The sequence below is a fragment of the Variovorax sp. V118 genome, assembly GCF_041154445.1.
Lineage (GTDB): Bacteria > Pseudomonadota > Gammaproteobacteria > Burkholderiales > Burkholderiaceae_C > Variovorax > Variovorax boronicumulans.
This window is the reverse complement of record NZ_AP028663.1, coordinates 1,114,027-1,135,763: the sequence shown is the minus strand read 5'-3', so window position 1 is coordinate 1,135,763 and position 21,737 is coordinate 1,114,027. Positions and strand designations below refer to the sequence as shown.

Here is a 21,737-nt window from a genome sequence, read left to right as displayed (position 1 = left end):
CGGCCTAGAGTACAGCGCGAAATATCACTCCCCAAGTTTTCCGTGCCGTAAAGCGACGGTAAAGCTTCCGTTTGCGCGGCGACCCCGCCATCCCGCGCCCGCCATTCGCGCCGGTGACCGGCACTTCACGCCGCTCACCCGCATTTCGTCGCATGGCCGTGGCGGGGGCCGGGCGGCCTCGGCACAGTCCGCTCCATCGATTCCCTGCCCCCTTTGTCTTCTTCCAACCGAACGGAGCCTCTCATGCTGATGCAAATCCTTCTTCACACCCCGAAGTGGGTGTTCGCCGTGTTCGTCCTGCTGGCCTGGCTCGGTGGCCGGCAGCTGGTGGCCAACCGCATCGGGCTGAACCGCGTGCTGGTGATGCCGGTCGCCATGGCCGGCCTGTCGTTCTGGGGCGTGGTGTCGGTGTCCGGCGAGTCGGCCGGCGCCCTGATCGGCTGGGCCGTGGCCGCGCTGCTGCTCATGGTGCTGGTGCTGCGCCGTCCGCTGCCGGCGACCACGCGCTACGACGCCGCGGCGCGCCAGTTCGAGGTGGCCGGCACCGCCGTGCCGCTGATGCTCATGATGGGCATCTTCCTCACCAAGTACGTGGTGGGCGTGTCGCTGGCCCTGCATCCGGAGCTGCGCCACCAGGCCGCCTTCGCCCTGGGCGTGCCGGCGCTGTACGGCGCCTTCAGCGGCGTCTTCGCGGCCCGTGCCGCGCGCCTGTGGCGCCTGGCCGCCGCGTCGGGCGCGATGGTCAGCGGCGCCCGCGCGGCCTAAGATTCCGACGCCCCGCCCGCCCTTCGCCGCCAGGAACCGCCATGACCGTGCTCGTGTTGATCCTCAAGATTTCCATCTCGGTGGTGCTGCTCGCCTCGCTGGCCGAAGCGCTGGTGCTGTCGTGGCGCAACGGCTGGCGCAGCTACGACTGGAAGGCGGCGGGCATCTCGGTGTTCGACTTCCTGGTGCGCGAATACCCGCTGCGCTGGCTGCTGCCGCTGGCCTTCTGGGTCGGCGCCATGGACTGGCTCTACGCCCACCGGCTCTTCACGCTGCCGATGGACCACTGGACCGGCTGGCTCGCCTGCTTCGTCGGCCAGGAGTTCTGCTACTACTGGTACCACCGCGCCGCGCACCGCGTGCGCTGGTTCTGGTGCACCCACGCCGTGCACCACTCGCCGAACCAGCTGAACCTGTCGGCCGCCTACCGCTTCGGCTGGACTGGCCGGCTCACCGGCACGCTGGCCTTCTTCCTGCTGGCGCCGCTCCTGGGCATGCCGCCGCGGATCATCCTGCTGATGCTCACGCTGAACCTGCTCTACCAGTTCTGGATTCACGCGACCTGGATTCCGAAGCTCGGCCCGCTCGAATGGGTGCTCAACACGCCCTCGGCCCATCGCGTGCACCACGCCTCGAACCTGGAGTACCTGGACGGCAACTACGGCGGCGTGCTGATCGTGTTCGACCGCCTGTTCGGCACCTACATCCCGGAGCGCGCCGACCTGCCCTGCCGCTACGGGCTGGTGAAGCCGATCACCTCGTACAACCTACTTGAGATCGAGTTCAGCCAGTGGCGCGACCTGTGGCGTGACCTGCGCTCGGCGCGTTCGCTGCGCGCCTTCGTCGGCTACCTCGTGAAGCCGCCGGGCTGGCGGGCGGACGGGCCGGGCGAGACCACCGAGGAGCTGCGCCAGCGCGCGGCACTGCCACCTTCACCGTCGATGCCGGCATCGGCCGCCAGCGACTTCGTTCCCCTTTCACCTGCCTCTCTCAAGGAGCTGTCATGACCCCCATGTCCCCTTCCTCTTCTTCCTCCTCCTCTTCTTCGTCCGCCGACATCGAGCGGCGCGCCCGCCGCCGCGCCGGCGCCAAGATGGGCTGGTTCATCCATGCCTTCGTCTACGTGGTCGTCAACGTCGGGCTGGTGGCACTTGCCGCCTCGCGCGGCCACAACTGGGCCGTCTATCCACTCATGGGATGGGGCCTGGGCTTGCTGATCCACGGCGCCGTGGTCTGGCTCATCGCGCCCGGCGGCGGCCTGTACGACCAGCTGCTGGAACGTGAGCGCCGCGCGCTAGGTGGCGGGGACCGCCGGTGACGGCCACGGCGGACGACACGCCACGCCCGTCGCGCTTTCGCGCCGAGAACCTGCGAGACATCCTGCGGCACGGCCTGATCACGGCCGCCTTCTGCTGCGTCATCGCCGCGGCGCTGACCGTCTCGGGCATGGGCAGCTGGAGTTCGCAGATGGTGTATTCGCTGTCGATCGGAACGATCAGCTGGCTGGTCATCGACACCGGGCGCCTGTTCATCAGCGGCCACCAGAACGTGCTCTGGCCGCACGGGCCCTGGGGCTTCGTGCTGGTGGCCTTCGGCGTCACGCTGGGCTTCCTCGGCGGCGGCGCCATCGGGGACGCCTGGGTCGGCCGGCCGCTGTTCGACTTCACCGGCTTCGCCCGGCACCGGATGGTCTCCACCATCGTCATCACGCTGGCAGCCACCATCGGTATGTGCTACTTCTTCTACAGCCTCGGGCGCAGCAAGCACATGCAGCGCCAGCTCGACCTGGCGCAGCGAGACGCCACGGACGCCCGCCTCAAGCTGCTCGAAACCCAGCTCGAGCCGCACATGCTGTTCAACACGCTGGCCAACCTGCGCGTGCTGATCACCGTCGACCCGCCGCGCGCCGTGGCCATGCTCGACCGGCTCAACAGTTACCTGCGCATGACGCTCAGCGGCTCGCGCGCGCTGTCGCATCCGCTGTCGGCCGAGTTCGACCGGCTGGGCGACTACCTCGAACTGATGTCGGTGCGCATGGGCGAGCGCCTGCGCTACACGCTCGACCTGCCCGACGACCTGCGCGACACGCCCGTGCCGCCGCTGCTGCTGCAGCCGCTGGTCGAGAACAGCATCCGCCACGGCCTCGAGCCTCAGGTCGAAGGCGGCGAGATTGCCGTGCGCGCGCGCCGCGAGGCGGGCGAACTGGTCATCGAGGTGAGCGACACCGGCGTCGGGCTCGATGCGACCCGGCCGCAGGCCTCGGAGGGCAGCGGCTTCGGGCTCGAACAGGTGCGCGAGCGGCTGGCCACCGTGTACGGCGAGCAAGGCCGCCTGCGCCTGGCCCCCGCGCCCACGGGCGGCGGGACGCGCGTCACCCTGAACCTGCCCTTGCCCGCCTGAACAGGCCCCACGACAACAACAAGACGATGCCCCTCACCGCCCTCATCGCCGAAGACGAACCCCTGCTGGCCCAGGCCCTGCAGGCCGAACTGGCCGCCGCCTGGCCCGAGCTGCGCGTGGTCGCCACCGCCCGTGACGGCCGCAGCGCCGTGCGCGAGGCGCTGCGGCTGCTGCCGCAGGTGCTGTTCTTCGACATCCGCATGCCCGGCCTGGACGGCCTGGGCGCCGCCGCCGAACTGGCCGACAGCTGGCCCACCGACGAAGCGCCGATGCCGCAGCTGGTGTTCGTGACCGCCTACGACGAATACGCCGCGCGCGCCTTCGAGGCCGAAGCCATCGACTACGTGCTCAAGCCCGTGCAGCCCGAGCGCCTGCGCAAGACCGTGGCACGGCTGCGGCAGGCGCTGGCGGCGGCCGCGCCGTCGATGACGCAGCCCATCCCGGCCGACGAGGTGCTGGAGCGCACCCTCGCCCAGTGGCGCCAGGTGCTGGGCGCCGCCGGCGGTGCGCCCTCGGCATCGACGTCGCCGTCATCAGCGCCGCTGCGCATGATCGCCGCCAGCGATGCCGGCGGCGCCACCGTGCGCATGGTGCCGATCGACGAGGTGCTGTATTTCGAGGCCGCCGACAAGTACCTGCGCGTGCTCACCGCCACGCAGGAATACCTGATCCGCACGCCCCTGAAGCAGCTGCTGCCCCAGCTCGATGCCGACACCTTCTGGCAGGTGCACCGGGCAGTGGTGGTGCGCAGCGCCGCCATCGAAGCGGTGCACCGCGACGAGGCCGGCAAGCTGCACCTCGCGCTGCGCGGGCGGGCCGAGAAGATCCCGGTCAGCCGGCTCTACGCCCATCTGTTTCGCGCCATGTGAAATCTGCGCGCCCCGCACGCAGCAAAAAGCCGGCCTTTTCGGGGCCGGCTTTTTTCATTCAGTCACGAATGGCGTTGTAAATCAGCGCCAGTGGCCGTGTCCGTGGCCATGACCGCGGTGATAACCACGACCGTAGTAGCGCGGGCCGTAATAGGCCGGCGGCGGTGCGTAGTAGACCGGTGCCGGGCGGTAGTACACCGGCGGCGGCGGGCGGTAGTAAACCGGGGGCGGCGGTGCGTAATACACCGGGGCCGGCGGCGCATAGACCGGGGCCGGGTAGTAGGCGGGTGCGCCCACGCCGACGGCCACGCCGGGCACGCCGACGCCGATCGACCAGCTCACGTCGCTGCGCGCGCTGGCCGAGGTGGCGGCAAACAGCGCACCGAAGGCCACCGCACCGGCGGCGGCCCATTTGAAGAAGGTAGAACGTGTGACGCTCATGATGTGGAACTCCTTGTTGAGGGGGCGTTGTGGGCCCATGTGTGTATTGAACGCCCCAAATGCAAACCGCGTGGACGCTGCATTGTGAAGAGCGTTGCCAAAAGTAACCCCTGCAGGCCCCCCTCTAGAATGACGCGATGACCTCCCCGACCGACAAAAGCGGCACCAAAACGACCGCTGCACCGAGCAATTTCCTGCGCCATGTGATCGAGAACGACCTCGCACAGGGTGCCTACGCAGGCCGCACCTGGGGCGGTTCCCCGGGCGACGCCGCCCATCACGCCCAGGGCATGCCCGACCCCGCCAAGGTGCGCATGCGCTTTCCGCCCGAGCCCAACGGCTACCTGCACATCGGCCACGCCAAGAGCATCTGGCTGAATTTCGAGCTGGCCAAGGAATACGGCGGCGTGTGCCACCTGCGCTTCGACGACACCAACCCCGAGAAGGAAGAGCAGGAGTACGTCGATTCCATCCGCGACGCCGTGAAGTGGCTCGGCTACGAAACCTACCTGGCCGACCGCCCCAGCGCGCCCGGCACGATTCAGGAGCACGAGTACTTCGCCAGCAACTACTTCGACTTCATGTACGAAGCCGCCGAGTACCTGATCGGCGCCGGCCTGGCGTATGTCGACGAGCAGACGCCCGATGAAATGCGCGCCAACCGCGGCGACTTCAACACGCCCGGCACCGACAGCCGCTTCCGCAGCCGCACGCCCGACGAAAACCTGGCGCGCTTTCGCGAGATGCGCGACGGCAAGCTCGCCGACGGCGCCGCCATCCTGCGCGCGAAGATCGACATGGCGAGCCCCAACATCAACATGCGCGACCCCGCGCTGTACCGCATCCGCCGGGCCACCCACCACAACACGGGCGACAAGTGGTGCATCTACCCGATGTACACCTACGCGCACCCGATCGAAGACGCGCTGGAGCAGATCACCCACTCCATCTGCACGCTCGAATTCGAAGACCAGCGCCCCTTCTACGACTGGCTGCTCGACCGCCTGGCCGAAGGCGGCCTCGTCGCCAGCCCGCACCCGCGCCAGTACGAGTTCGCCCGCCTGAACGTCACCCACGTGATGACCAGCAAGCGCAAGCTGCGCCAACTGGTCGAGGAAAAGCACGTCGACGGCTGGGACGACCCCCGCATGCCCACCATCGCCGGCCTGCGCCGCCGCGGCTACACGCCCGCCGCGCTGCAGCTGTTCTGCGAACGCAGCGGCACCACCAAGTCGGGCGGCTGGATCGAATACGCCAGCCTCGAGGCCGCGCTGCGCGACACCCTCGACCCCATCGCGCCGCGCGCCATGGCCGTGCTCGACCCGGTGAAGCTCGTCATCACCAACTGGGGCGAGCTGATGGGCGGCCCCAACAAGGATGAAAGCGCGCTCGACGACTGCTCCGCCCCCGTGCACCCGCACCACCCCGAAATGGGCAAGCGCGAGTTCAAGCTCGGCCGCGAAGTCTGGATCGAGCGCACCGACTACGAGGACGTGCAGCCCAAGGGCTTCTTCCGCCTGTTCCCCGGCAACAAGGTGCGCCTGAAGTACGGCCACGTCATCGAATGCACCGGCGCCACGCGCGACGCCGACGGCAAGCTCCTCGAAGTGCAGGCCACGCTGGTGCCCGATACCAAGAGCGGCACGCCCGGCGCGGACGCGATCAAGGTCAAGGGCAACATCACCTGGGTCGCCGCGGCCGATGCCGTGCAGGCCGAGGTGCGGTTGTACGAGCGTCTGTTCGCCGAAGCCAACCCCGGCAGCGGCGAGCTGCTGGACGAGCTGAACAAGCACAGCCTCGAGGTGTGCACGGCCTTCGTCGAGCCGTCGCTGGCGAAGGCCGAGCCGGGTGTGGGCATCCAGTTCGAGCGGCATGGCTACTTCGTGCGCGACACGAAGGGCGCCGCTGCTGGCGGACAGGTGGTGTTCAACCGCGCGGCGGGGATGCGGGACAGCTGGGCCAAGTAGGCCCGCTGCCGCGCTCGCCCGCGAAGCCGGGGCCGTCAGGGCTCCGGCTTTTTCTTTTTCGGCGAGGCGCTATTGCGGCCGCCTGGAGACCATGCCCAGCACCGCGCTGTTCTCGTCGGTGGTGCAGACGACGGAGCGACCTTGCGGGCCGACCTTCAGGTTGATCGTGTAGATCCCGTCGCGCGGCGTGGTGCCGCTGTCGACCACGACGCTGGCCGCGGGCACCTTCCATTCGCGCGCGGCCGCGGCCACGCAGTTCTTGACGCTCGCCTCGGGCGCACCGCCGACGCGGACAGAGGCACTGTTGCATGCGGTCAGCAAAACGCCGGTGCTTGCCAAGCATGCGACATGGAAGAAGCTTCGCATCGTCATTTCGGGTTCTCTGATGTTGGCTGGACCAGATCGAATTAACAGGCGTCGGACCATCACGCGGTGCAGGACAGGCCCGCTCCTGCACGTGGCCCTCCGCCGGCTTTTCTAATCAGCCTCCGCCGTTCCCCACTACCGACTCTCGGTAAGCCATTGATCCGACGAGATTTTCCGTATGAAACTTGATTCATAGGAACCTCACGGAAAACTTGACTTCTCATTGCCGGACGCAAACAGACGTCGTGGCGCAACTGGTGCGAGACTATCTGCCGCAGCTGGCCGATGCGCCACGCGATGCCACCCGCCCATGAATCTGCCAACCAGCTCCCGCCTCATCCGCTTCAACAAACCCTACGGCGTCCTCAGCCAGTTCACGCCCGAGGGCCGCTGGCGCGGGCTGAAGGACTTCATCGACCTGCCCGGTGTCTACGTCGCCGGCCGCCTCGATGCCGACAGCGAAGGCCTGCTGCTGCTCACCGACGACGGCAAGCTGCAGGCGCGCATCGCCGATCCGCGCTTCAAGATGGAGAAGACCTACTGGGTGCAGGTCGAGGGCGTGCCGACCGACGAAGCGCTGGCGGCGCTGCGCAACGGCGTGCAGCTCAACGACGGCCCCACGCGCCCCGCACGGGCGCGCCGGCTCGATCCGCCGCCCGACGTGTGGCACCGCGAGCCCCCCATCCGCGAGCGCAAGCTCATTCCCACCGCGTGGCTGGAGCTGGCGATCAGCGAAGGCCGCAACCGCCAGGTGCGGCGCATGACGGCGGCCGTGGGGCTGCCGACGCTGCGCCTCATCCGCGCCGCCATCGGGCCCTACACGCTCGACGGGCTCGCGCCCGGAACCTGGCGGGAACAGAGCGGCGGCTGAACCGCCGCACCACCAACTCCTCATTCGAATCCTGTCCATGCACATGAACCTTCCTTTCTCCGATCTCCCTTCTGCTGCGTTGAACCGCCGCAGCGCCGTGCTCGGCGCCCTCGGCTTGCTGGCGCTGCCTGCCGGTGCCGCGGCCCCGGCCAAGAAGAACAACAAGCCGCAGGCGCCCGACGTCTGGCCGCGCGCCTTGCTGGTGCCGGGCGGCGTCGCCCGCCTGTCGCTCGGCCCCGCGGCCACGCGCCCCAAGGCCTTCGCCGGTGATGTGCCGGCGCTGGTGCTCGGCGATCCGATCGAATGGACCGCGCTGGTCGGCATTCCGCTCGCCACCGCACCCGGCGAAGCCAGCATCAGCGTGCGCGCCGAGGGCAAGCCCGAGCGCCAGATCGCCTACACCGTCGCCCCGAAGCAGTACCGCGAACAACGCCTGACGGTGGCGCCGCGCACGGTCGACCTGTCACCCGAGGACGAGGCCCGCTACGTCAAGGAACGCGATCACCTGACCAGCGTGATGGCCACACTCACCGACCTGCGCCCCGACGCCGCGCTGCAGATGCGCGTGCCCGTGCCGGGCCGCCGCTCCAGCTCGTTCGGCCTGCGCCGCGTGTTCAACGGCCAGTCGCGCAATCCGCACAGCGGCATGGACATCGCGGCCGGCACCGGCACGCCCGTGCGCGCGCCGCTGGCCGGCAAGGTGATCGACACCGGCGATTACTTCTTCAACGGCGGCACCGTCTGGGTCGACCACGGCGGCGGCCTGCTGACGATGTACTGCCACCTGAGCCGTTGGGACGTGAAGGTGGGCGACATGCTCAAGGCCGGCGACCCGTTGGCCGCGGTGGGCGCGACGGGACGGGTGACCGGGCCGCACTTGCATTGGGGGGTGATGCTGAACCGGACGATGGTGGACCCGGCGTTGTTCGTTGCCAGTTGAGTTGCGCGCGTGGGAACGAGCCCTCACGAGCCTCGGGGATCGCAGCGCATGACCGTCCGGACGAAATCCTTCCTCATCTGGCTTTCCGTCGTCCCTGTGCTCTCAGCCCTGTGCGTCGTTGGCCTGAACCTGTTGCCGTTGTGGTTCGTGTACCTCTTGCCCTACGCGATCGGGGTGGCCTTGCTGATGATCCTCGTGGCGATCGTGGCGGCAGGCGGCGCAACCAAGACCCTTGGCGCGAGCTTCGGGGGCCTCGCTGCCGGCGTCGTGCTGGTGTTCATCGCCTACGACATCGTCAAAACCGCTGACCGAGCGGATTGGAACGCTTCGTACAACGAGTTCCGGCAGTTCAGCCAAGTCGTGGAACGCGGCGATCGAAAGGCCACAGCAGCGGCCCTCGACGATCTCCGGCGCTTCACGCCGGCCGAAGCGCTCTGCATCCTCGGCTCCGAGAGCGGGACCGGCGGCTCAGGCTATCTCATGCCCGAGGGGCCGGATACGCAGCGCACCCGCCAGGGAAATCGCTACTTCATCTCGACGCCGCGACTTTTCGAGGTGGCCGAAATCCTCGTTTCGACGCAGCCTGCTCAGCGCGAAACGCAGGTGGCCCTTTACGACATGCTGCGAGACTTGCACCGGCGCGACGACCCCGCGGCCTTCCCGCGCTGGGAACAGCTCTGGCTGCGCACAAAAGCCGCCACGGGCGGTACGGCCGGCTGGCACTTCGACGGCGCCCGTCTGAGGTGGCCGCCCGAGCAGTGCGGAGGAGACGACGACACGCATCTGGCCGACCTGGTCAAGGAGATCAACAAGTCGCCCGAAACACCGGAAGAAGCGCGTGCCCACGAATCGGGCAGCTCGCAAGCGCGGCAAGCCGCGGACAACGCGTTGCGAGACGCGCAGAGCAACGCGGTCGCACGGTAAAGACCCGGCCCCCGCCCCGGCTTATAAAGAGATCTTTCGAGGAGCGAGGCAAGCGACCGATGGCAAGACAGACAAGAGCCGAGCGCCGACGCGAGCGGGCGCGACAGGAACTGGCCGGCAAGGCCTGGATGGCGATCTTCGTCGGCATCCTGCTGCTGGTGGTCGCTCCCGCCTTCCTGAAAGGGCCGATCGTGGGCACGCTGGGGCCTGCGCTCCGGCCTGCCGGTTGGGTCGCGCTGGCGATCGGGGCCGTGCTGCTGGGCCTGCACTACGTCGTCCGCCGTCAGGCTGCCCCCGTGGAGATCGAGTCCGCGGCAGCTCGCGCTCCCGCACGCCCCGCGCCCACCTCCACAGCCGAGCGTCGCGAGCCCACGCTGTCGCCCGCGCCATCGACAACACCCCATGCGGGCCAGGAATCGCAGTGGAGCCCCGCCGTGCTCCACGCCATCGAATGGCGTCGCTTCGAGGCCTTGTGCGAAGCGCTCTACGCACAAGCCGGCTTCACCACGCGCAGCCAATCGCATGGCGCGGACGGCGGTGTCGATATCTGGCTTCAGTCCAGGCACAGTGACGTGCCGCGCATCGTCCAATGCAAGCATTGGCAAGGCAAAGCCGTGGGCGTGAGGGAGATGCGCGAGTTCCTCGGCGTGATGGCTTCGCACCAATTGAAGAGCGGCACCTACGTGACGAGCTCGACCTTCTCGGCGGAAGCGGCAGCGTTTGCGAAGGCGAACGGCATCCACGCCCAAGACGGTGCGGCCCTGCTCAAGCTCATCGGCCAGCGCACGCCCGAACAACAGGCAGCGCTGCTCGCCGTGGCCTACGAAGGCGAATACTGGCGGCCGACCTGTGCGAGCTGCGGCACCAAGATGGTCGAACGAAGCTCGTCCAAGAACGATGGCAGCTTCTGGGGCTGCGCCAACTATCCGAAGTGCAGGGGCCGGACGATCCCGAAGTCGAGGGCATCTGCAACGGTCTGACCGGGAAGCGCGCCATGGCCCATCCAGCGATGTTCACCGAAGCCTGCCTCGCCTCCTCGTTCGCCCCCACCGAACGCCGCGAAGCCCTCGCCCGCCTCAACACCCTCTTGCACCCCGCCCTGCAGCGGATCGTCGCCGCCGAAGTCGCCGCGGGCAACCGCGTCGTCGATGTCGGCATCGACTGGCCCGACGAGGGCTCGGTGCACGTCACGCTCCAAAGGCATTTCACGGCCCGGCACGCCGGCAAGCAGGCCGCGTTCAGCCTCTGCGACGACCCGCACTACTGGCATGCCGACTACAGCACCGCGGACAAACCGCGGCATCTGCTGATCTGCTGAAGAAAAACGCCGGCCTCAGAGCGGCCTGGTCAGGTACACCGCCTCGCGCCCCACGATCGTGCGCTGCGCGGGCATGAAGATCGTGCAGTCGTCGCACGGCGCGCGGATTTCGTCGGGGCCGTTGGTGGCGATCAGCTCGCCCTTGGCAAAGGTCTCGAAGCCGATCAGCGGGCGCACGAAGGCGAAGTCTTCTGACTTGATGACATGCGTCTGGAGCAGCTCGAAGCGACGCTGCTCGCCGGGCGCGGGCACGGCCGGGTCCTTGTCGATGAGGCCGAAGTGCGCAAGAAAGTCGAGCGAGATGGCGGTGGCCAGCTCGGAGGCCGAGCGCAGGAAATGCTGGCCGCACTCGGCCACCAGCGCCACGCCCTTGCCGTCGGCCCGGCCATGCTGGCCGTGCTGGATCAGCGGCGTGCCCGAGCCCAGGCCGTCGGGCATCACCAGGTGCACCGACGGGCGGCCGATGGCCATGGCGGCCTCGGCGTTGCGGTCGAAGGCCGGGTACACCCAGAACGGAATCACGGGCTGGCTCGTGGAATGGATGTCAAGGATGTGGTCGGCCGCGCTCACCACCGGGCGCAGCTCGCGGGCACGGCGCAGCTCGGGGCTGTCCTCGCTGCCGTCGAGCCACTCGGGCGACCACACGCGGTTGAGGTTGTGCACCAGCTGGCGGCTGTCGAACGGCAGCGCCTCGTTGAAGGACTCGTAGGCCGCCACGTTGGCAAAGCTGACGGTGAGCGTGCCGATCTTCGGGCGCACGCCGGTGTCGAGCAGGTGCGTGGCGGCGGTCATGCCGCAGATCTCGTTGCCGTGCGTCAGCGCATTGATCAGCACGTGCGGGCCGGGCTTGCCGGATTCGAAGCGGTGCACGTAGTCGATGCCGACGTTGCCCTCGCGGTAGGCGGACAGGTCGCGGGGGAGGACTTCGAGGGCGGGGGGCGATTGGGTCATTGGGGGTGGTGAACAGATGGGATCGGGGGCCGCCGGCAAGTTTGCTACAGCTGGCAAATTCGTGCCGTGCGCCGCAAATCCCCCGATGCGGCTCATGTCCTGGGCCGCATCGCCCTCACCAATTCACTTCCCGCTCCGGCGTCGCCGAAATATGGTGGATCGACAGGTCCGCCCCGTCGTACTCCTCTTCCTGCGACAGCCGCAGCCCCATCGTCGCCTTGAGCACGCCGTACACCACGGCGCCGCCGATCAGCGCCCAGACCACGCCAAGCAAGGTGCCGATGAGCTGCGCCCACAGGTTCACGCCGCCGATGCCGCCCAGCGCCTGGGTGCCGAAGATGCCGGCCGCGATGCCGCCCCAGGTGCCGCACAGGCCGTGCAGCGGCCACACGCCGAGCACGTCGTCGATCTTCCATTTGTTCTGGGTGCGCGTGAACATGAAGACGAAGATGGCGCCGGCCACGCCGCCCGCCACGAGCGCGCCCAGCGGGTGCATGAGGTCGGAGCCGGCGCACACGGCCACGAGGCCGGCGAGCGGGCCGTTGTAGACGAAGCCGGGGTCGTTCTTGCCCATGGCCAGCGCCACCAGCGTGCCACCGACCATGGCCATCAGCGAGTTGACGGCGACGAGGCCCGAGATCTTGTCGATGCTCTGCGCGCTCATCACGTTGAAGCCGAACCAGCCCACGCACAGCACCCACGCGCCCAGCGCCAGGAACGGGATGTTCGACGGCGGGTGCGCGCTCAGCGAGCCGTCGCCGCGGTAGCGGTTGCGGCGCGCGCCCAGCAGCAGCACGGCCGGCAGCGCGAGCCAGCCGCCCACGGCGTGCACGACGACCGAGCCGGCGAAGTCATGGAACTCGTGGCCCGTGACCGAGGCGATCCAGCCCTGGATGCCGAAGGCCTTGTTCCAGGCGATGCCCTCGTACAGCGGGTAGACGAAACCGACGATCACCGCGGTGGCGATCAGTTGCGGCCAGAACTTGGCGCGCTCGGCGATGCCGCCCGAGATGATGGCCGGGATGGCCGCCGCGAAGGTCAGCAGGAAGAAAAACTTCACCAGCTCGTAGCCGCTTCTTGCCGACAGTTCGGTGGCGCTGACGAAGAAATGCGTGCCGTAGGCCACGCCGTAGCCCACCAGGAAGTACACGATGGTCGACACCGAGAAGTCGACCAGGATCTTGACCAGCGCATTGACCTGGTTCTTCTTGCGCACGGTGCCCAGTTCCAGGAAGGCAAAGCCGGCATGCATGGCCAGGACCATGATGGCGCCGAGAAGGATGAACAGCGCGTCAGCGCCCTGTTTGAGTGCGTCCATGAGAGCTTCTTGCAGGTTTTTGGTTTGATTTGGTGCGTCGCACCCGAACGGCTCGGGGCGCCGGCGCAAGAAAGCAAAAATGGTGCCTGCAAGCTCTTTGATGGTGCGAAACGACCCAAGAATGGGCTGATTTCGCAGGGCGCGCACCGGATCGGAACGCGACGCCGCAGCGATCAGCCCGCGCCGCCGCGCAGGGCGTCGCGGTAGCGCCGGCTGCAGGGCACGCTCGTGCCGTCGTGCATGTGCAGTCGGGCGTCGCCGCCGTCGAGCGGCTCGATCTCCTTGATGCGGCCCAGGTTCACCGCGTGGCTGCGGTGCACGCGCACGAAGGTGGCGGGGTCGAGCTGGGTCAGGAAGTCGGTGAGCGTGGCGCGCAGCAGGTAGTCGTGGCCGTTGACGTGCAGGCCGACGTAGTTGCCCTCGGCCTGCAGCCAGTCGATGTCGGTGGCGGCGATGAGGAATTCGCGGCGCAGCTTGCGCACGAGGAAGCGTTCGGGGCGGGCCGGCGGCGGCGCTACCGACGTTGGCGGTTCCTGTACCGAGGGCTCGACTCCCTCCCTCTCCTCCAAAGCCTCGGGCACCGGCGCCACGCCCTCTTCCGGCGGATCGAGCACGCGCGCCTCGCCCTGCAGCCGCAGCATGAAGAGCCGGTAGGCCCACACGCCGAAGACCATCGTGGCGTAGACGCGCACGTCCTTCAGGTACTCGTAGCCCCATCGCCCCATGGCGCCGCCGAAGTCGTAGGGCTCGCCGGCCGCCGCGTACACCGCGGCGCGCAGCCCGAACATCGCCGCGACATGCGCCAGGCTCAGGAGCACGCTGGCCACCAGGTGCCCGGCGAGAAAGCGCACCCAGTGGTCGCGCGCCAGCGGCGACAGCCGGCGCTCCACGGCCACCAGCACCGGCACCAGGGCCAGCAGCGCGATGTGGCTCGACACCTCCCAGGTGACGACCTCCCAGTTCGCGCGCGGCACGGCGCGGCTGCGGGCGTCGATGAGCGCGACCACGGTGCTGATCGCGGCATGCACCGTCATCAGCACGATCCAGAAGCCGACCTCGACGTACCGCCGGATCGGTTCGTAGCGCTCGTACAGGTTCTTGCGCGGCTCGCTCATGCGGGGATTCTCGCGAACCGGGGGCCGGATTTCGTCCCTGGGGACCACCGTTCGTCACAAATCCGGGCCGATCCGTCCCGGCGATGGCTCCGGGGGCGGGCGCGGGGGCCACGATGGCCGCCGTTTCTTCGTTCCAGGAGCTCGCCATGCCCTCCGATTCCGTTCCCACGCCACAGCGCCGCCACGACATCGACGCCCTGCGCGCCCTCGCCTTCCTGCTCGTGATCCTCTATCACGTGGGCATGTACTACGTGGCCGACTGGCCCTGGCACCTGAAGAGCCCGCACGCGGCCGAGTGGCTGCCGTGGCCGATGCGGGTGCTGAACCTGTGGCGCATGGACCTGGTGTTCCTGATCTCGGGCGTGTCGCTCGGCTTCCTGAGCCGGGGCCAGGGCACCTGGGGCCTGCTGCGCAGCCGGGGCCTGCGGCTGATGCTGCCGCTGGCCTTCGGCATGGCGGTGGTCGTGCCCTACCAGGCCTATGCCGAGGGCGTGGCGCGCGGGCTGGTGGCGCCGGGCTTCGGCACCTTCCTGCTGCGCTACCTGTCGATGGGCGCGCCGTGGCCCAAGGGGGCGTTCGCGGGGGCGGAGTTCGGCATCACCTGGAACCACCTCTGGTACCTGCCCTACCTGCTCGTCTACACGGCGCTGGTCGCGCTGACGTTGCCGCTGTGGCGCTCGGCCGCCGGGCAGTGGGTGCGCCGGCGCTTCAACGGACTGCGTGGCTGGCAGCTGCTGGTGCTGCCCGCGCTGCCGCTGCTGGCATGGACGGTGCTGCTGGCGCGGCACTTTCCGGCCACGCACAACCTGGTGTGGGACTTCCACCTGCACAGCATCTACTTCACCGTCTTCCTCTACGGCTACTGGATGGGCGTGGACACGGGCATCTGGCGCGAGCTCGAACGGCTGCGCCACGTGTCGCTGCTGCTGGCGGTGGTGGCGATCGGCGCGTTCATCGCGCTGCGCGTCGGGGCCGTCGTTGCGCCCAAGGGCCTGCTGATGGACGTGCTGCGCACCGCCTACCTGTGGCTCGCGGTCGCCACCATCCTGGGCCATGGCCACCGCCACCTGAACCGCCCCTGGAACTGGCTGCGCTGGGCCAACGAGTCGGTCTACCCCTGGTACATGCTGCACCAGACGCTGATCGTCGCGGGCGTGGCGCTGCTGGCGCCGCTCGCACTCGGCCCGGTGTGGGAGCCGATGGCGCTGGTCGTCGTGACGATCGCCGGCTGCTGGCTGCTGACCGACGGGCTGATCCGCCGCATCGGCTGGCTGCGCCCGCTGTTCGGGCTGAAGCGCAAGCCCGAAGCCGAGACGATGGTGGTTACGCCGCCTGCTTCGGCTTCGGCGTCGTCGACGCCTCGTCCACCGGCACCAGGATGGCGTTCGCCGTCGCCACGAGCTTGAGCTTGTCTTCGCCCTGGCCCTCGGGCTGCGCGAACAGTTCGGCCCCGACGAATACCTGCTTGCGCCCCGCCTTCACCACGCGCCCGCGCGCCACGAAGGCCTCGCCGATGGCGGGCGAGATGCAGTTGATGGAGAAGTGCGAAGCCAGCACGCGGCCCGCCACGGTGGCGGCCGCGAAGCCGCTCACGGTGTCGAGCAGCGCGGCGATCATGCCCGCGTGCAGGAAGCCGGTGTACTGGCCCATGTCTTCCTCGCGCCATTTCATGCGCAGTTCGGCCTGCCCGTCGGCGGCCTGGGTGACGTCAAAGCCGGCCCAGCGATTGAAGGCCGCCGAACGGTTGATGGCCTGGATCGTGTCGAGCATGGGGGTGTCCTTTCAGGGTGAATCAATGGAGGGAAGGCGAGACCCACTCTAGGAAGCCGCGCCGCCGCGCACCGTCTCTTGGGTGACCGGTTCGCCGCCGGCAGATGCCTGCGCGACAGCGGCGCGCCCGCGTCACACCGGCGTCATGAAAAAACTTCGCCACGCCTTAACCCCGTTCGCGTGCCTCGTCCGTAGAAGCAGAGATTCGTCACTGACTTTCTTCCGGAAGGCTTTCCATGCACACACCGTTCTCCGCCCGTCCCCTCCTGCGTGCCACCGCCGTCGCCGCCCTCTGGCTGGCCGCGGGCGCCGGCGCTCACGCGCAACTGCAGGCCGATGCCTCGCGCATCACGCAGGTCAAGGTCTACCCCGGCAGCGCCACGGTGGAGCGCGTGGCGCGCGTCGCGGCCGGCAGCCGCTCGGTCACTTTTGCCTGCCTGCCGGCGGGGCTCGACGTGCAGAGCCTGCAGGTGTCGGCCGGTGCGGCGGTGCGTGTGGGCGAGACCTCGGTGCTCAGCGAGGCGCGCGAGCTCTCGGCGAACTGCGCCACCAGCGCGCTCGACGGCCGCATCCGCGAACTCGAAGACCGCAAGGCCGCGCTGCAGGCCGAGACCGATGCGCTGGGCATGGTCACGGGGTATCTCAAGGGGCTGTCGGGCGGCGAGTCGGGCCCCGGCGCGCGGGCGCCGATGGACGCGCGCAACCTCGCGGCCATGACCGAGGCGATGCGCCGCTCGGGCCAGGACGCGCTGCTCAAGCAGCACCAGATCCAGCGCCAGCAGACCGACCTCGACCGCCAACTCAAGCCACTGCTGGCCGAGCGCGGCCGCACACAGGGCCAGGGCGCGCAGGTGACGGCCGTCACCGTCACGCTGGCCGCCAGTGCCGATGCCGACGTGAAGCTCAGCTACCAGGTCAACGGCCCGGGCTGGACGCCCAGCTACCGCGCGCTGCTCGACACCACGACGCGCAAGGTGCGCATCGAGCGCCAGGCGCTGGTGGCGCAGGCCACGGGCGAGGACTGGCGCGGCGTGAAGCTGGTGCTGTCCACCGGCCAGCCGCGCCGCGAGACCACGGGGCGCACGCCGAGCGCGTGGCGCATCGGCATCGAGCCGCCGCCGCGCGCGAACGCCGAGTCGGCGTACATGGCCGCGCCGATGGCCGCCGCCCCCTCGCCCATTGCCGCCGACCGCAAGATGGCCATGGAGCGCGCACGCGAGCCGCTGTTCGACGTGAGCGTGTTCGACAACAGCTTCGCCACCGAATTTGCCGTGCCGCAAAGCATCGACGTGCCTTCCAACGGCCAGCGCGTGACCCTGGCGCTGGGCCAGCATGAAGACACGGCGCAGCTCGCCGCGCGCACCAGCCCGCGCGTGGACCCGAGCGCCTTCCTGGTCGCCGAGATGGCGCAGCCCTCGGGCGTGTGGCCGGCCGGCCCGATGCAGCTGTACCGCGACGGCAACTTCGTCGGCCAGGGCCGCTGGAACGCGCCGAGCGATGCGAAGCTCACGCTCTCGTTCGGCCGCGACGAGCTGGTGCGCGTGCAGGTCGAGCCCGAGCGCGACAACCAGGGCTCGGGCGGCTTCGTCGGCTCGCGCGCCGAGCGCCAGGTGCAGCGCGCCTACGTGGTCGAGAACCGCCACCGCACGCCGATCGCCGTGCAGGTGCTGGAGGCCGCGCCGGTGTCGGTCGACGAGCAGGTACGCGTGACCACGCACTTCTCGCCGCAACCCGTGGATCAGGCTTGGAACAAGCAGCCGGGGCTGGCGATGTGGCGCTTCGATCTCGACGCGGGGCAGACGGCGCGTGTGTCGGCGGACTACACGATCGGGTATCCGAAGGATGCGCGGTTGCAGATGCGCTGAGGCTGGGTTTGGTCAGGGCGTGTGCACAGGCCACCGGGTACTTCCCTCCGCGAATGTCCCCCGGGCTTCGCCCTCCTCCTTGATTTCGCTGCGGGAAGCACCCAGTGTCCTGCGCACACTGGGCGCTGTCGGTTCTCCTCAGCGGCCGGGCTTCAGAAATCGAACTTCGCCGACACCTCGAAGGTCCGCCGCGGCGCCAGCAGAACCTGGCTCGCGGCGCGGCCGGTCCAGGTCGCGTAGAGCCGGTCCGTCAGGTTGCGCACGCGAAAGCTCAGCAGCGCGTTCTTCAAGCGATAGCTCACGGCCGCATCGACCGTGGTGAAGCCGTTGATGCGGATCTGGTTGGCGTTGTCGGTGTACATCGGCCCGGTGTGGTTCAGCGACGCGAAGTATTCGAACTTCGAGCCGTCGGGCCGGTAGGTGGCGAAGACGTTGGCCATGCGCTCGGGCACGTTCGGCGGGGTCTTGCCCACGCGCGAGACGTTGCCGGCTTCCACCAGCGTGTCGAAGCGCGCATCGAGCGCCGCCAGGTTGCCCGCCAGCGTCCATTCGCGCGTGGGCTTCCACACGGCCGACAGCTCGAGGCCACGTGACGACTGGCGGCCGTTGTTCACGGTGGTGGCCGCGTTGTTCGGGTCGCGCGAGAGCACGTTGTCGAGTTCGATCTTGTACAGCGCTGCGGTCCACTCCAGGTTGGCCGCGGGCAGGCTCTGCTTGAAGCCCACCTCGGCCTGCTTGCCGCGCGACATCGGGAACGCAGCGTTCGACGCCGACAGCAGGAACAGCGAACCCACCGGCAGCGTCGCGTTGGTGTACTGCGCATACAGGCTCGACTGCGGCGACAGGTCGTACACCGCGCCGAGGCGCCCCGAGGTGGCGCGGTAGCTCGCGCCGAAGCGCGTGACGCTGCCCGCGTTCAGGTCCCAGATGCGGCGGTCGACCTCGGTGCGGTCGTGGCGCAGGCCGCCGACGAGCGTGAGGTCGCGCATGGGCTTGAGCGCGTCTTCCACGAAGACCGAGGCGACCTTCACGCGCGAGAAGGTGTCGGCGCGGTTGCCCGCGCCGGTGGTCAGCGCGGGGTTGTCGTCGAAGTAGCCGGTGTACGGATCGAACACGGGCACGCGCAGTTGCGCGGCGGTGGTGGCGCTGCTGTTCGAGAAGCGGCGCTGGCTGCCGAAGCGCGTCTCGCTGTATTCGCCGCCGACGACGAAGCGGTTGTCCAGGCCGGCGATCTTTCCCTTGTGCGTGGCGTCGAAGCGGTCGAGCCAGAAGTCCTGGTCGTGCGTGATGAGCGTCTGGTCGCGCGCGATGCTGGCGGGCGACACGAAGGTGGCGCTCTCTGAGTTGCGGAACATGCGCTTGGACTGGTTGGCCGAGAACTCGTTGCGCCACGACCAGCCGCCGTCCAGTTGCCCCGTGAGGCGCGCGCGCAGCCAATAGGTTTCTGAAGAGTTCTCGTCGTCGCGCACGTTGTAGTTGGTGCGCGCCATGCGCCGGTCGATCACGCGGCCGTCGGGCGTGCTGACGACGCTCGTCGGCTGCGTGGCGAAGCTGCGCGGCACGAGCGGCGTGCCCCAGTAGGCGTCGTTGTCGTCGCGCAGGTAGTCGAACGACAGGTCCAGCTTCACCGAGCCGCCCAGGTCCACCAGCAGGCCGCTCGTGAAGTGGTCGATGCGCTCGCCGTTGCGGTCGATGGTGCCCACCTTGGTGTCGTTGCGGCTGTAGTCGAGCCGGTAGGCGCTGGCCTCGCCCAGCGCACCGCCGAAGCCGAAGGCCGCGCGCGTGGAGCCGTAGCTGCCGTACGACAGCAGCGCCTCCTTGTGCGGGGTGCTGCGGTCGGGCCGCTTGGTCACGAAGTTGACGATGCCGCCGATGGCGCCTTCGCCGTCGAGCACCGAGGCCGGGCCCTTGAGCACTTCGATGCGCTCGTAGTTCCAGGTGTCCTGCACGCGGTTGGTGACGCCCGCGCCCGAGCTGCGCACGCCGTCGTACAGGTACATGAGGCTGTTGAAGCCGCGCAGCGACAGCGTGGTCGGCGACGACGGCGGGCCGCCGCCCGACAGGCCCGCCATGCCGCGCAGCGCCTCGCTGAAGGTGCGCGCGCCGCGCTGCTGGATCGCGTCCTGCGACAGGATCTCGACCGAGGCCGGCGTCTCGCGCACCGACAGGCCCAGGCGCGAGGCCGTGCCGCTCGTGTCGTCGAGGTGCAGGCTGTTTGCGTCGCGGCTGCCTTCGATGGTGACGGTGCCGAGTTCGGCGTTGTTGCTGCTGCTGTCTTGTGCAGAGGCGACTTGCAAGGCGGTGAAGGCGGCCAGCGCGACGGTGGTGCGGGTGAACGGGGTCATGGAGCGGTGCGTGGAAGAAATGAAGAAAGCGTCAGGCGACCGAGAAGCGCCGCAGCCGCCAGGCCGCGAGGCCGAACAGCAGCAGGCTCGGCACCAGCAGTTGCAGCACGGCGAGCGCGGCCTGCCCGCGCACGAGGTCGGCGGGCTCCTCGTGCCAGGCGAAGGTGGGCATGCGATCGAAGTCGGCAGGGGCGAGCGCATCGCGCGCATCGATGCGCGGGAAGAAGAAGGCCTTCCACGCTTCGTGGTGTGCCACGGTCTGCGCGTCGAAGCGCGCATGGCGACGCGCGCCGTTGCCGGCCAGCGCGGTCATGCCTTCGTAGGCCACGGCCGCCGGCGACACGGCGCCGAAGCGGCCCACCAGCGCCTGCTGTGCCGCCTGCTGCGCGTCGAAGCGCGCGAGCGCGGGTCGGATCGCTTCGTCGACCTCGCGCTGGATGCGGTAGTTGGCCAGCGAGCGGCCGGCGATCTCGATCTTGCCGTCGCGCGGCACGAGGATCGCGCCCTGCCCCACGTGCTGGTACTCGGTGCCCAGCAGGTCCTGGTAGCGCTTCATCGCCTCGGCCGTGACCACGCGCTGGCGCGTGGCCAGCTCGGTGCGCGACGGTGCGGGCGCGGCCTGCGTGACGGCCAGGTTGAGCAGCACCGGCGCCACGAGCACCAGCAGCACCCAGGCGATGACGAGCACCATCGCATTCGTCGCCGACGAGGCGCCGAAGGCATTCACCGCCACCACCAGCGCAAACCAGAACAGCGCGTAGGCGCCGACCAGCAAGGCCCACCAGAGCGTGGCGCTGCCCGCCCCGCCCGCCGTGAGGCCCGCATGGCGTGCGATCCACAGCACCGCCACCGGCAGCAGCACGGCCGGCCCCAGCAGCACCGCCGCGCGCACCGTGAGCTTGCCCGCGAGCAGCGTGCGCAGCCGCAGCGGTTGCGACAGCAGCAGGCGCAAGGTGCCGTTCTCGCGTTCGGCCGACAACAGGTTGTAGCTGAGCGCGAAGATGAGCAGCGGCAGCAGGTAGACGATGACGAAGGCCAGGTCGAAATGCCCGCTCAGCAAATGCCACGGGTTCTCGATGTCGCTCGGGTTCATGAACACCACGCGGCTCTGGTTCGTGACCTGGTACTGGCTCGGGAACAGGTCGCTCTGCCCCAGCGCGACCGGGCCCAGCGGCGCGGTCGGCAGCAGCACGTGCTGGCCGCCGTAGCTGCTGGCCATGCGCGAAGGGTCAGCCGGGTTCTCGAAGGGCGTGGGCTGCGCGGTGCCGGCCAGGATGGCTTCGAGCAGCGTGCGTTGCGCGGTGCGGGTGTCGCGGTCGGCCTGCGCCACGGCCGCCTGCGCGCGGTCGCGCTGGGCGGTCTGCAGCAGGCCATTGCCCAACGCATAGGCCACGAGCAAAAGGAACAATGCGCCGACGACCCACAGGCCGCGCTCGGCAAGCATCAGGCGCACTTCCTGGCGCATCACGGCCAGCAGGCGGCGGCCTTGAGGAGGATGGATGGACATGGGTG

General features: G+C 69.1%; 21 protein-coding genes. 13 read left to right on the top strand and 8 right to left on the bottom strand.

Annotated elements, in window-relative coordinates:
• The first annotated feature begins 243 nt into the window (after window positions 1-243).
• Genes ACAM52_RS05290 through ACAM52_RS05270 form a run of 5 tightly spaced genes read left to right on the top strand, consistent with a single transcriptional unit; the run spans window position 244 to window position 4,034 of the window.
• Complete coding sequence (locus ACAM52_RS05290) at window positions 244-765, top strand: DUF6622 family protein (protein WP_095746157.1); 522 nt, start codon at window positions 244-246, stop codon at window positions 763-765.
• Window positions 766-806: 41 nt separating this feature from the next.
• Window positions 807-1,772 carry a sterol desaturase family protein gene (locus tag ACAM52_RS05285; protein WP_369646346.1) on the top strand — a complete coding sequence of 322 codons (966 nt, stop codon included), beginning with the start codon at window positions 807-809 and terminating at the stop codon, window positions 1,770-1,772.
• A 5-nt stretch (window positions 1,773-1,777) separates the two neighbouring features.
• A complete protein-coding gene (locus ACAM52_RS05280; protein WP_307696202.1) occupies window positions 1,778-2,083 on the top strand; it encodes a 2TM domain-containing protein in 306 nt (101 codons plus the stop codon).
• Complete coding sequence (locus ACAM52_RS05275) at window positions 2,080-3,165, top strand: sensor histidine kinase (protein ID WP_369646345.1); 1,086 nt, start codon at window positions 2,080-2,082, stop codon at window positions 3,163-3,165. The genes ACAM52_RS05280 and ACAM52_RS05275 overlap by 4 nt, the downstream gene beginning before the upstream one ends.
• 26 nt (window positions 3,166-3,191) lie before the next feature.
• On the top strand, window positions 3,192-4,034 hold the full coding sequence (locus ACAM52_RS05270) for a LytR/AlgR family response regulator transcription factor (RefSeq protein ID WP_369646344.1): 843 nt from the start codon (window positions 3,192-3,194) through the stop codon (window positions 4,032-4,034).
• Window positions 4,035-4,115: 81 nt separating this feature from the next.
• On the opposite strand, the gene ACAM52_RS05265 is transcribed toward ACAM52_RS05270, so the two are convergent.
• Window positions 4,116-4,475, bottom strand: a complete 360-nt coding sequence (locus tag ACAM52_RS05265; protein ID WP_369646343.1) for a hypothetical protein — start codon at window positions 4,473-4,475, stop codon at window positions 4,116-4,118.
• A 137-nt stretch (window positions 4,476-4,612) separates the two neighbouring features.
• On the opposite strand from ACAM52_RS05265, the gene ACAM52_RS05260 reads away from it, so the two are divergent.
• Entirely contained in the window at window positions 4,613-6,442 is a 1,830-nt protein-coding gene (locus ACAM52_RS05260; protein WP_369646342.1) for a glutamine--tRNA ligase/YqeY domain fusion protein, read from the top strand.
• Window positions 6,443-6,511: 69 nt separating this feature from the next.
• Here the strand turns inward: ACAM52_RS05260 and ACAM52_RS05255 are convergent, their stop codons facing one another.
• Window positions 6,512-6,814: a hypothetical protein gene (locus ACAM52_RS05255; RefSeq protein ID WP_369646341.1), complete on the bottom strand. Its 303-nt coding sequence runs from the start codon at window positions 6,812-6,814 to the stop codon at window positions 6,512-6,514.
• Between the two features lie 304 nt (window positions 6,815-7,118).
• Between ACAM52_RS05255 and ACAM52_RS05250 the strand changes: the two genes are divergently transcribed.
• From ACAM52_RS05250 to ACAM52_RS05230, 5 genes are read left to right on the top strand one after another with little or no spacing between them, the layout of a single operon-like run.
• Entirely contained in the window at window positions 7,119-7,679 is a 561-nt protein-coding gene (locus ACAM52_RS05250) for a pseudouridine synthase (RefSeq protein WP_307590679.1), read from the top strand.
• A gap of 37 nt (window positions 7,680-7,716) precedes the next feature.
• Window positions 7,717-8,619, top strand: coding sequence for a peptidoglycan DD-metalloendopeptidase family protein (locus ACAM52_RS05245; RefSeq protein WP_369646340.1), 903 nt, complete (start codon window positions 7,717-7,719; stop codon window positions 8,617-8,619).
• 48 nt (window positions 8,620-8,667) lie between these two features.
• Window positions 8,668-9,543, top strand: a complete 876-nt coding sequence (locus ACAM52_RS05240) for a hypothetical protein (RefSeq protein WP_369646339.1) — start codon at window positions 8,668-8,670, stop codon at window positions 9,541-9,543.
• Window positions 9,544-9,602: 59 nt separating this feature from the next.
• On the top strand, window positions 9,603-10,523 hold the full coding sequence (locus tag ACAM52_RS05235; protein WP_369646338.1) for a restriction endonuclease: 921 nt from the start codon (window positions 9,603-9,605) through the stop codon (window positions 10,521-10,523).
• A 14-nt stretch (window positions 10,524-10,537) separates the two neighbouring features.
• Window positions 10,538-10,861, top strand: a complete 324-nt coding sequence (locus ACAM52_RS05230) for a hypothetical protein (RefSeq protein ID WP_369646337.1) — start codon at window positions 10,538-10,540, stop codon at window positions 10,859-10,861.
• A gap of 15 nt (window positions 10,862-10,876) precedes the next feature.
• Here ACAM52_RS05230 and ACAM52_RS05225 read toward each other — a convergent pair whose 3' ends face one another.
• The 3 genes from ACAM52_RS05225 to ACAM52_RS05215 all read right to left on the bottom strand — a co-directional run bounded on the left by ACAM52_RS05225 (window position 10,877) and on the right by ACAM52_RS05215 (window position 14,245).
• Window positions 10,877-11,812 carry a succinylglutamate desuccinylase/aspartoacylase family protein gene (locus tag ACAM52_RS05225; RefSeq protein WP_095948925.1) on the bottom strand — a complete coding sequence of 312 codons (936 nt, stop codon included), beginning with the start codon at window positions 11,810-11,812 and terminating at the stop codon, window positions 10,877-10,879.
• Between the two features lie 115 nt (window positions 11,813-11,927).
• Window positions 11,928-13,130 (bottom strand): ammonium transporter, encoded by a 1,203-nt coding sequence (locus ACAM52_RS05220; protein ID WP_062476947.1) that lies wholly within the window; start codon window positions 13,128-13,130, stop codon window positions 11,928-11,930.
• A 173-nt stretch (window positions 13,131-13,303) separates the two neighbouring features.
• On the bottom strand, window positions 13,304-14,245 hold the full coding sequence (locus ACAM52_RS05215) for a LytTR family DNA-binding domain-containing protein (RefSeq protein ID WP_369646336.1): 942 nt from the start codon (window positions 14,243-14,245) through the stop codon (window positions 13,304-13,306).
• Window positions 14,246-14,391: 146 nt separating this feature from the next.
• Here ACAM52_RS05215 and ACAM52_RS05210 point away from each other — a divergent pair, with 146 nt between their 5' ends.
• Entirely contained in the window at window positions 14,392-15,651 is a 1,260-nt protein-coding gene (locus ACAM52_RS05210) for an acyltransferase family protein (protein WP_369646335.1), read from the top strand.
• On the opposite strand, the gene ACAM52_RS05205 is transcribed toward ACAM52_RS05210, so the two are convergent.
• The gene (locus ACAM52_RS05205) at window positions 15,569-16,015 is read right to left on the bottom strand and encodes a PaaI family thioesterase (RefSeq protein ID WP_062476955.1); all 447 of its coding nucleotides are present in this window, start codon (window positions 16,013-16,015) and stop codon (window positions 15,569-15,571) included. The two genes, ACAM52_RS05210 and ACAM52_RS05205, sit on opposite strands and share 83 nt — an antisense overlap.
• A 236-nt stretch (window positions 16,016-16,251) precedes the next feature.
• Here ACAM52_RS05205 and ACAM52_RS05200 point away from each other — a divergent pair, with 236 nt between their 5' ends.
• Window positions 16,252-17,880: a DUF4139 domain-containing protein gene (locus ACAM52_RS05200; RefSeq protein WP_369646334.1), complete on the top strand. Its 1,629-nt coding sequence runs from the start codon at window positions 16,252-16,254 to the stop codon at window positions 17,878-17,880.
• Between the two features lie 152 nt (window positions 17,881-18,032).
• Here ACAM52_RS05200 and ACAM52_RS05195 read toward each other — a convergent pair whose 3' ends face one another.
• Window positions 18,033-20,225 carry a TonB-dependent receptor gene (locus ACAM52_RS05195; protein WP_369646333.1) on the bottom strand — a complete coding sequence of 731 codons (2,193 nt, stop codon included), beginning with the start codon at window positions 20,223-20,225 and terminating at the stop codon, window positions 18,033-18,035.
• A 31-nt stretch (window positions 20,226-20,256) separates the two neighbouring features.
• A complete protein-coding gene (locus ACAM52_RS05190) occupies window positions 20,257-21,732 on the bottom strand; it encodes an ABC transporter permease subunit (RefSeq protein WP_369646332.1) in 1,476 nt (491 codons plus the stop codon).
• Window positions 21,733-21,737: the final 5 nt, after the last annotated feature.